We start from the raw sequence: 9,408 nt of genomic DNA on the forward strand, positions 1-9,408 counted from the left end.
TCGCGCACCAGCGGGAGCAAGCTCCCTCGCCACAAGAGCGTTCAACCGAACCTTGGTTCTTAGCTTCCGGGCCCGATCAGCATGCTCTCGATCTGCACACCGGGCATCATCGCCTGCAACCCTTCTATCAGCCTGTCGCCCGCTTCGGTCAGCGCTTCGAGCGGCATCGCCGGCAGGCTTTCGAGGATGAACCACATCTGCCGGGCCTCCGCGTCCAAGCGGGTCCTGACGCCCTGGCGCCAGTTCCAGCGACGGCACGTCACGCCCTGGTCGTCGCGCCAGACCACTTCGCCGGCGTCGGGGTATTCATGGGCAGGCGCGCCCTCTTTCATCGTATCGAACGGTTCGCGGCCCTCGGCAATCACCAGTCGCGGCGAGCCTGCGTACGCCTCGATATTCTCCCCGCCCACCGGGATCGCATATTCGAGACTGATGGCGTTGTAGAGGTCAACGACGGGATCAAGGCTCGGCAAGCCGCCGTCGCGCAGCACCCGCTTGCGCAACGCTTCGGCTGAACAAGGCGTGCGTTGCGGCTTGGCGCCGAACAACCGGAACGTTTGCGCCCACTGCTGCAAATGGGCCTCCGCCCAGGCCGGCCCGCCCGCGAGCACCGATTGACAGGCTCGATCCAACGCGGCGCGAGCGACGTCGGGATCGGTAAGCGGCGCCGCTAACGCGACGATGCTCAGCGCCCTGAACCCCGGCGCCAGCTCGGCAACGGCTTGGTCGATCAACGGCTGTACCGACAGCATCAGCATTCTCCAGCAATTCAAAATCGGTTTTCATGCTAGTCACCGCCGGCCACCAAAGTCAATATATCGACTTTTTGGTCATCAAAATACGATGAGCCGATTGACGCCATCCCCGCCAAACGCCGAGAATCCCTGGCACATTTGTCGCGATCCTTGGTGATGCCCCTGAACAGCCCTCTATCGACCGCCCCTGGCGCCGACGCCCACGCGGTGAGCCTGGCCGTTGCGCGCACGCTCAAGCAGGCACGCAAGACTCAGAAAATCACCCTGGACGAACTGTCCCGGCGCTCAGGCGTGAGCAAAGGGATGGTGGTGGAAATCGAGAAATGCACGGCCAACCCGAGCATCGGCATCCTGTGCAAGATCGCCGCGGCGTTGGGCCTTTCGGTGGCCGACATCGTCAACGTGGCAGAAGCGCCCTCGGCCCATGTCATCGACAGCCAGGACATTCCCACGCTCTGGACCGGAGAGCTGGGCGGCAGCGCGCGCCTGCTGGCCGGTACTCCAGGCCCGAACATGATCGAGCTGTGGCGCTGGGAAATGTTTCCCGGCGAAACCTTCGCCTCGGCCGGACACCCTCAAGGCACGCTTGAGCTGTTCCATGTAGAAAAAGGCACACTGAAATGTGTGGTGGGAGAAACGGAACTGGTCATCCCCGCCGGTAGCTCGGCGGTCGCGAAAACCGACGTGGCGCACACGTACTCCAATGCCGGCAAGTCGAAGCTGATCTTCACCATGTCGGTTGCCGAAATACATCGATAGCAGGCCGCGTGCCCATCCCCTCACGAGAATGGGCACGCTCGCCATTCAGTCGTAGAACGGCTCGACCAACGTCCGGCTGCCGACGAAAAAGCTGTCCGCAACCAGGCGCAGCGGTTGCAGGTCCATGTCGCTGGCCTTGTGACCGATCAACTGCTGGAAATGCCGGTACACCGCCGCGTACTCGCCCTCCTCCGACACCGCCTGGCGCACGCCGTCGATACTCAACAACGCGCCGCCGTTGTCCAGTCGCAAGACGCCTTCGGTGCAGCGAATCTCGATGCTCCAGAGCTCATCATGGCCATGGTCGAAGTCGAATTCGGCGCGGATATCGAGATGGCGGGCATCCGACATCCTGATGCTCGCGGCAATCGGTGACTGGCAATTGTCGGGAACGCGCAGCTCGGCCGACTCGACGAACAGCGCCAGCGGCAGCAGATGGGTGACAATCGACAAGGCGTTGATGCCCGGATCAAAGACCCCGAGGCCGCCCGGTTGCCAAATCCACGCCTGGCCGGGGTGCCATTTGCGCACGTCTTCCTTCCAGTCGATCCGGACGCTTTGCAGCGTGCGGCTGGCGAGCCAGTCGCGGGCAACCTCGATGCCCGGGGCGTAACGCGAATGCCAGGCGAACAGGCCGCTGACGCCTTGCTCACTCGCCTGCTCCACCAGCGCCATCGCCTCGCCCAGGGTGGCACAGGGCGGTTTTTCCACCAGCACATGCTTGCCGGCCGCCAGCGCCTGCCGGACCAGGCCGAATCGCCCTTGCGGCGGCGTGCAAAAGGCAATCGCATCGACGTGCGGACCGTTTTCCAGCAACTCGCCCAACGACTGGAAATTCTCCACACCGGCGCAGGGCTTGCCTTGCGTGGCGACCGCCACCAGTTCGAACGCGGGGTTGGCCTGGATGGCGGGAACGTGTTGATCCTGGGCGATCTTGCCGTAGCCCACCAGGCCGAGACGAATCGGTTGCATCGATGACTCCTGACTTTTGTACTTATGATGGGCCAGCAAACTAGACGTAAATCGTCTGGCGGACAATGGGTCGGATCCCCTTGCCTTGCGTTATTGCTTCTCGAGTGCCCTCACGACTTTGGAGATTCGCTCGAAAAAGGGGCCGAGTCGCTCTTGCGGGGCGTCCTGCTCCACCACCAGCGTGGTCACCTCTTCACAAGAAGCCACTTGATAATGAGCGACGCTGGACAGCTTCTGGTTGGTCACCGCCACCACCACCTGACCGCTGGCCGCGACCACCGCGCGCTTGAACTCGGCGTCGTCCAGGCCAAACGCCGTGACGCCATTGTCCGGGTCGATGGCGCAGGCCCCGACAAAACACAAATCGAAATTGAACTGGCGCAATTGCTGGACGGCGGCCAGACCGATCGCCCCGCCCGCGACGCGATTCATGCGACCGCCGAGCAGAATGACCTCGGCGCGGGGCAGCTTCATCAGTTCCACCGCGATCAACGGGGAGTTGGTGCTGAGCGTCAATTGCAGCCCCGGGTCGATGGCGCGGGCAATGGCCAGGTTGGTCGAGCCGGCATCCAGGAATACATGCTGGCCTGCGCTGAGCAGCGCGGCTGCCGCTTGGCCAAGGCTATCCTTGCGCGCTGGATCCTGGTGGATCCGCACATCGATCGGCGCTTCGGCGGCCGGCAAGCGAATCGCGCCGCCATAGACGCGCTTGCACAAGCCCGCCGCCGCCAATGTGCCCAGGTCCCGACGTATCGAATGTTCAGAGACGTTGAATTCGCTGGCCAGATCAGCCGCGATGACGCGGCCATATAGGGCGAGCCGCTCGCTGATCAAGCGTTGGCGTTCGCCGGGAAACACTTCGTGGGTAGCACTCATGACAGCCAAACCTGCATAAACGAGCATGAACATACACAATCGAGCGCACTATGCCGCGTCTCCCTCGGGTCGTCAAACCCTCCGCTGCGAAGGCCAGGGTGCCTTTCGTCACTCGCTCCCGCCAGGTTGCTGAACAGTCCTTTCTCCAGGCGGGTCAACACAAGGTCGGTTGCGTCAATTGGTCAACGAGCGACTCCTCGGGTCGCCGAGGATGGAACTATGAACAGAATCATTACTGCGCTCCTGCTGGGCGCTGCCCTCTTGTCAGGCGTCAACGGTGCCCAGGCGGCGGAAACGAAGAAGGTCGACGTGCTGCTGGTGGGCGGCGGCATCATGAGTTCGACGCTGGGCATCTGGCTCAACGAGCTTGAGCCTGGCTGGTCGATGGAAATGGTCGAGCGCCTGGACGCGGTGGCCGAAGAAAGCTCCAACGGCTGGAACAACGCCGGCACCGGGCATTCGGCACTGGCGGAGCTCAATTACACGCCGATGGACGACCAGGGCAACGTCAACATTGCCAAGGCCATCGAGATCAACGAAGCCTTCCAGATCACCCGCCAATTCCTGGCCTGGCAGGTTCGCCACAACGTGCTGAAGAACCCTCCCTCGTTCATCAACTCCACCCCGCACATGAGTTTTGTCTGGGGCGACGACAACATCAAATTCCTCAGGAAACGTTACGAGGCGCTGCAAGCGAGCCCGTTGTTCCGGCCGATGCAGTATTCAGAGGACCCGGAGCAGATCAGGAAATGGGTGCCCTTGATGATGGAAGGCCGCGATCCGAACCAGAAGCTTGCGGCCACCTGGACGCCGATCGGCACCGATGTGAATTTTGGCGAAATCACCCGCCAGTACGTCAGCTACTTGCAGAGCAGGCCCAACTTCAGCCTGAAGCTTTCCAGCGAGGTGCGCGACATCACCCGCAATGACGACGGTACCTGGCGCGTGGAATACAAGAACCTCAAGGACGGCGAAACAACCACCACCGACGCCAGGTTCGTATTCATTGGCGCCGGCGGCGGCGCACTGCATCTGCTACAGGAATCGGGCATCTCGGAGGCAGACGACTACGCTGGGTTCCCGGTCGGCGGCTCGTTCCTGGTCGCCGAGAACCCTGGCATTGCCGAGCGACACATGGCCAAGGCCTACGGCATCGCTTCCACCGGCGCGCCACCGATGTCAGTGCCGCACCTGGACACACGCGTGCTGGATGGCAAGCGCGTCATCCTCTTTGGTCCGTTTGCGACTTTCTCGACCAAATTCCTCAAGGAAGGCTCGTATTTCGACCTTTTCACCAGCATGACCCCGCACAATATCTGGCCGATGACCAAAGTAGGCATCGAGCAATACCCACTGGTTGAATACCTGGCCGGCCAGCTCATGCTTTCCGACGATGATCGGTTCAAGGCCTTGCAGGAATATTTTCCCCAGGCCCGGAAGGAAGACTGGCGCCTCTGGCAAGCCGGCCAGCGCGTGCAGGTGATCAAGCGCGATGAAGAAAAAGGTGGCGTACTCAAGCTGGGCACCGAAGTGGTGGCCTCCCAGGACGGCAGCATTGCCGGCCTGCTGGGCGCATCCCCTGGCGCATCGACGGCGGCCCCGATCATGCTGGAAGTGATGCAGCGGGTCTTCAAGGACAAGGTCGCTTCCCCGGCCTGGCAGGAAAAACTGCATCAGATCATTCCCAGTTACGGGACGCGGCTTAACGATGATCCTGACCGTGTCTACGAGGCATGGAAATACACCAGCGATGTGCTGAAACTGGCGCCGCCTCCGGACATTCGTGGCAACGCCGAGTCGAACGCCCCGACCAACAGCGACCCGGTAGGCCAGAAGCACAGCGACTCCGACCCGGACCTGGCGTTGTGAATGCTCCGACTGCTGGACGTCCGATGGGCGACTTTTTCATCGAGCCACAAACGGATAATGCTCGATACGGCAAGGATATTCGTTGCCGTCGCCCTTGCAGATCCCATCCAGATAGCGGTACTTGATCCGGATCGCCTGGCCTTTCCCGGGCCATTTGCGGCGTGGCAGCGTGGCCTGGTAGTCGGCGGTTTCCGGAATGAAGCTGATCACCGCGCCCTCTTCAGGGCACTCCACACTGGGCGAGGCCGGGCGCACCTCCAGGACTTTGGCCTGGAGCTTCGGCGTGGGCCGTTTCACCACTTCGGTGACGTGCAGCTGGATATCGCAGATTTGCCACGTCGCGGCCTGCGCCGGTGCGCAAAGGGCTGCAAGCGCCAGGGCGATTGGCGCGGAGTACGCTGGGAGCATGGTCATTTCGGTCCTTCATGCGAGGCGGATTTGCTTCGGCAACCCTTTCACATCAAGGTATCTGAGGTCCCTGGACAAAAAAAGCCCCGCGACCGAAGACGGTGCGGGGCAAGGGAATTGGTTGGTTGCGGCCAACCAAAGGAGCACGGAGAAAAGCGTTTACGGGCCGGTCAGATGCATTCCTGTGCGGCGCGCTCGAAACTCGAAGGCAGGAGGTTGGACGCTAGCAGATGGCGCTCGTAGACAAACACCTTGCCGCCACTGCCGGCCTTGTAGGCTTCCAGCACGTTGTCCGCGGAGATCCTGCTGGGCACGACGATGCGGTAGCTGCGCTGGCTCTGCGAGACCATCGGGCTCAAAGCGCTGCCTTGCAACTTCGGCACGACGCATTCAGCGTATTCGGCCGGGGTCTTGCTGGTCTGCAAGGTCAGGGTCGGATCGTTCGGTGCCGAGGCACATCCCACCAGTAACAACGGGAAAACGCCAGGGACAGTAGAAATAAAGGGCGCATGGATCGGTCCTGAAAATAAAAACGTTGGGCTGCGTCTCGATGGCGCTGATTTTCCGATGATTGCCCGCAAAGCAGAACTTGCATTTGGTAATGGTCACTATTACTCGTAGCAATAGTTGCAGGCCGGATAAGGATGAGGAACGGGATGAGAACGTTTGACTTGATTCGTGACGCGGTACTGCCTGACTTCCGTGAGCGGGTCGCTGAGTACCTGGTCCAGTACGAAAGCGTGCTGTTGAGCAATGCCGAAATCGACCCGCTGCTCAAGCGCGACACGGCCAATCAACTGCGCGGTTATCTGCGGGGGTTGAACACTACCCGGGTGTTGGGCATGGCGGACTGGGAGGAACTGGATCGGCGGGTGATGAGTAGCTGGCTATCCGACTGATTGGCGAAATCCCCGAGGCGTACAGCCGAATTCGCGACGAAACACCGTATGCAGGTACTGCGCCGACTTGAAACCGCAATCGCGGGCGATATCGGCAATCGCCAGCTCGGTGTTCTCCAACCCGCTGGCCGCCGCCGCCAGCTTGAAGCGCAGGATCTCGTCGTGCACGCTGCAACCACGCTCCTTGCGAAAATGCGACTCCAGGGATGAACGCGACACACCGACATACGCCGCCACCTGCGCGGTCTTGATGCCCTGGCAGGCGTATTGGCGAATGAACAACAAAGCCTGCATGACATAAGGATTGCCCAGCGGCTGATGCAGGCTCGACGCCTGCACGTTGATCGCCTCGGGCGGGATCAACACCTGGGTGCCGGTGGAAGGCATGCCGTGCAGCATCTGGTGAAGCAGGCGCGCGGCGGTCCGGCCCATGGTTTCGGTGCCCTGCACCACCGAACTGAGCGGCACCCGGGTCAGGCTGCGGGTCAGCGGGTCGTTATCGATGCCGATCAACGCGACTTGCTCCGGCACGGCGATCCCGGCTGTCAGGCAAGCTTGCAGCAACTGCCGGGCCCGCGCGTCGCTGACGGCGATGATGCCGATGGGTTTGGGCAGGCTCTGCAGCCAGGCGATCTGCTGCTCGACCGCGCTGTCCCAAAGCGGCGCGCTGGTGCCCATGCCCCGGTACACCTGCACCGGCAGGCCATCGCGCTGCATCAACTGGCGAAAGGCCTTTTCCCGTTCCTGGGCCCAGCGATTGGCCTGGGCTTCGGGCAGGCTGAAACAGGCGAATTGCGTCAACCCGGCTTCGATCAGATGCGCGTAGGCCAACTTGATCAGCGCGTGATTATCCGTAGCGACATACGGAATGCCCTTCGGATAGGCGCGCTCGTCCTGATACGAGCCCCCCACCGCCACCACCGGCAGCTTGATCCCGGCCAGCGCCTCGCCGATCAGCGGGTCATCGAAGTCGGCGATGATTCCATCGCCCTGCCAGCGCTCGATCCCTTTCAACCGGCAGTGAAAATCCTCCTCGAGAAACAGGTCCCAGGACGCGCGCGTGCTGCTCAGGTAGTTGCCGATGCCGCTGATGATGCCGCGGTCGTAGATCTTGCTGCCGTTGAACAGCAGGGCGATGCGGTGAACGGGCGGGACGATTTTCATTGTTTTTACCCTGGGCCGATGGACACAGACTAGGCGCGCGAACGGCGAATCTCAATACTCAAAATCGAACTGCCGATTGGTGATTTTCATAATCAGCAGCCTGCGGGCCGGCGGTAGTATCGGGACACCGCCAAGAATAAAAAGGAAACCGTCCATGTCGTACTTCCCCGATGTCGAGCCGATTCGTTATGAAGGCCCTGGCAGCGAGTCGCCGCTCGCCTTCCGCCATTACGACGCCAACAAGCTGGTGCTCGGCAAACCGATGCGCGAGCACCTGCGCATGGCCGTCTGCTATTGGCATACGTTTGTCTGGCCAGGGTCCGATGTGTTCGGCGCCGGGACCTTCAAGCGCCCGTGGCAGCATGCCGGGGATCCGCTGGAACTGGCGATCGGCAAGGCCGAGGCGGCGTTCGAGTTTTTCTCCAAGCTGGGCATCGACTACTACTGCTTTCACGACACCGACGTCGCGCCGGAAGGACAATCGCTGAAGGAATACCGCAACAACTTCGCGCAGATGGTCGATCACTTGGAGCGCCATCAGGAACAAAGCGGAATCAAGCTGCTGTGGGGCACCGCCAATTGCTTCAGCAACCCGCGTTTTGCCGCCGGTGCCGCCAGCAACCCGGACCCACAGGTCTTCGCCTGCGCCGCTGCCCAAGTGTTCAGCGCCATGAACGCCACTCAGCGTTTGAAAGGCTCCAACTACGTATTGTGGGGCGGCCGTGAAGGCTATGAAACCCTGCTCAATACCGACCTTGCGCGCGAACGCGAACAGTTGGGCCGCTTCATGCGCATGGTGGTCGAGCACAAGCACAAGATCGGCTTCAAGGGCGACCTGCTGATCGAGCCCAAGCCCCAGGAGCCGACCAAGCACCAATACGATTATGACAGCGCCACCGTGTTCGGCTTCTTGCAACAGTTCGGCCTGGAGAATGAGATCAAGGTCAACATCGAGGCCAACCACGCGACCCTGGCCGGGCACAGTTTCCATCATGAAATCGCCACGGCGGTCTCCCTGGGAATCTTCGGCAGCATCGATGCCAACCGTGGCGATCCGCAGAACGGCTGGGACACCGACCAGTTTCCCAACAGCGTCGAGGAAATGACCCTCGCCACCTATGAAATCCTCAAGGCCGGAGGCTTCGGCAACGGCGGATTCAACTTCGACTCCAAGGTCCGCCGCCAGAGCGTCGACGACGTCGATCTGTTCCACGGTCATGTCGCCGCCATGGACGTGCTCGCCCTGTCCCTGGAACGCGCAGCGGCCATGGTGCAGAACGACCAACTGCAGAAATTCAAGGACCAGCGCTACGCCGGCTGGCAGCAGCCGTTCGGCAAGGCCGTTCTGGCGGGCGACTTCAGCCTCGAATCGCTGGCCGAGCATGCGTTCACCAACGAGCTGGATCCGCAGGCCGTCAGCGGTCGGCAGGAGATGCTCGAAAACGTCGTCAACCGGTTCATCTACCCCTGACCGCAGGCAACCTTCATGGGCGCAGGGAGGTTGTTACATTCGCGCGACAAATCTGCGCCCGGAACGCCGAACAAGTCTCTACAGTTCTACCGGCATCATGTTCATCGTCAGGCAGTGTCTTTCAAAAAACAATAAAAGGACGCACCACCATGAAAACCTTCAAACGTACCCTGCTCGCCGGCGCCCTCGCCCTGCTGTCGCTTCCGGCCATGGCCGACGCGACGAACCCGAAAAT

Annotated in this window: 9 protein-coding genes and 1 pseudogene; 4 read left to right on the forward strand and 6 right to left on the reverse strand. The window is 61.6% G+C overall.

What is annotated here, in order from left to right:
- Window positions 1-59: 59 nt before the first annotated feature.
- Window positions 60-752, reverse strand: coding sequence for a B3/B4 domain-containing protein (locus ACE04F_RS17525; RefSeq protein WP_486108634.1), 693 nt, complete (start codon window positions 750-752; stop codon window positions 60-62).
- 159 nt (window positions 753-911) lie between these two features.
- On the opposite strand from ACE04F_RS17525, the gene ACE04F_RS17530 reads away from it, so the two are divergent.
- Window positions 912-1,514 carry an XRE family transcriptional regulator gene (locus ACE04F_RS17530; RefSeq protein WP_486108636.1) on the forward strand — a complete coding sequence of 201 codons (603 nt, stop codon included), beginning with the start codon at window positions 912-914 and terminating at the stop codon, window positions 1,512-1,514.
- Window positions 1,515-1,559: 45 nt separating this feature from the next.
- Here the strand turns inward: ACE04F_RS17530 and ACE04F_RS17535 are convergent, their stop codons facing one another.
- On the reverse strand, window positions 1,560-2,486 hold the full coding sequence (locus ACE04F_RS17535) for a Gfo/Idh/MocA family protein (protein ID WP_486108638.1): 927 nt from the start codon (window positions 2,484-2,486) through the stop codon (window positions 1,560-1,562).
- A gap of 90 nt (window positions 2,487-2,576) precedes the next feature.
- A complete protein-coding gene (locus ACE04F_RS17540; protein WP_486108641.1) occupies window positions 2,577-3,362 on the reverse strand; it encodes a DeoR/GlpR family DNA-binding transcription regulator in 786 nt (261 codons plus the stop codon).
- A gap of 219 nt (window positions 3,363-3,581) precedes the next feature.
- Between ACE04F_RS17540 and mqo the strand changes: the two genes are divergently transcribed.
- Entirely contained in the window at window positions 3,582-5,231 is a 1,650-nt protein-coding gene (gene mqo, locus ACE04F_RS17545) for a malate dehydrogenase (quinone) (RefSeq protein ID WP_486108643.1), read from the forward strand.
- Between the two features lie 36 nt (window positions 5,232-5,267).
- On the opposite strand, the gene ACE04F_RS17550 is transcribed toward mqo, so the two are convergent.
- Entirely contained in the window at window positions 5,268-5,645 is a 378-nt protein-coding gene (locus tag ACE04F_RS17550) for a hypothetical protein (RefSeq protein ID WP_486108645.1), read from the reverse strand.
- Window positions 5,646-5,809: 164 nt separating this feature from the next.
- Window positions 5,810-6,150 (reverse strand): annotated as a pseudogene (locus ACE04F_RS17555) (hypothetical protein).
- A gap of 145 nt (window positions 6,151-6,295) precedes the next feature.
- Between ACE04F_RS17555 and ACE04F_RS17560 the strand changes: the two are divergent.
- Window positions 6,296-6,538, forward strand: a complete 243-nt coding sequence (locus ACE04F_RS17560; RefSeq protein WP_486108647.1) for a hypothetical protein — start codon at window positions 6,296-6,298, stop codon at window positions 6,536-6,538.
- On the opposite strand, the gene ACE04F_RS17565 is transcribed toward ACE04F_RS17560, so the two are convergent.
- A complete protein-coding gene (locus tag ACE04F_RS17565; RefSeq protein ID WP_486108649.1) occupies window positions 6,527-7,702 on the reverse strand; it encodes a XylR family transcriptional regulator in 1,176 nt (391 codons plus the stop codon). The genes ACE04F_RS17560 and ACE04F_RS17565 overlap by 12 nt on opposite strands.
- Window positions 7,703-7,856: 154 nt before the next feature.
- Here ACE04F_RS17565 and xylA point away from each other — a divergent pair, with 154 nt between their 5' ends.
- Window positions 7,857-9,173, forward strand: a complete 1,317-nt coding sequence (xylA, locus tag ACE04F_RS17570) for a xylose isomerase (RefSeq protein ID WP_486108651.1) — start codon at window positions 7,857-7,859, stop codon at window positions 9,171-9,173.
- The last annotated feature ends 235 nt before the right edge of the window (window positions 9,174-9,408 follow it).

This window comes from Pseudomonas sp. AGC41, assembly GCF_057334555.1.

Excerpts from the sequence above, each read along its gene's own strand:
- ACE04F_RS17525 (WP_486108634.1), bottom strand. The coding sequence starts at position 752 with ATGCTGTCGGTACAGCCGTTGATCGACCAAGCCGTTGCCGAGCTGGCG.
- ACE04F_RS17565 (WP_486108649.1), bottom strand. The coding sequence starts at position 7,702 with ATGAAAATCGTCCCGCCCGTTCACCGCATCGCCCTGCTGTTCAACGGC.
- ACE04F_RS17540 (WP_486108641.1), bottom strand. The coding sequence starts at position 3,362 with ATGAGTGCTACCCACGAAGTGTTTCCCGGCGAACGCCAACGCTTGATC.
- ACE04F_RS17560 (WP_486108647.1), top strand. The coding sequence starts at position 6,296 with ATGAGAACGTTTGACTTGATTCGTGACGCGGTACTGCCTGACTTCCGT.
- mqo (WP_486108643.1), top strand. The coding sequence starts at position 3,582 with ATGAACAGAATCATTACTGCGCTCCTGCTGGGCGCTGCCCTCTTGTCA.
- xylA (WP_486108651.1), top strand. The coding sequence starts at position 7,857 with ATGTCGTACTTCCCCGATGTCGAGCCGATTCGTTATGAAGGCCCTGGC.
- ACE04F_RS17530 (WP_486108636.1), top strand. The coding sequence starts at position 912 with ATGCCCCTGAACAGCCCTCTATCGACCGCCCCTGGCGCCGACGCCCAC.
- ACE04F_RS17535 (WP_486108638.1), bottom strand. The coding sequence starts at position 2,486 with ATGCAACCGATTCGTCTCGGCCTGGTGGGCTACGGCAAGATCGCCCAG.
- ACE04F_RS17550 (WP_486108645.1), bottom strand. The coding sequence starts at position 5,645 with ATGACCATGCTCCCAGCGTACTCCGCGCCAATCGCCCTGGCGCTTGCA.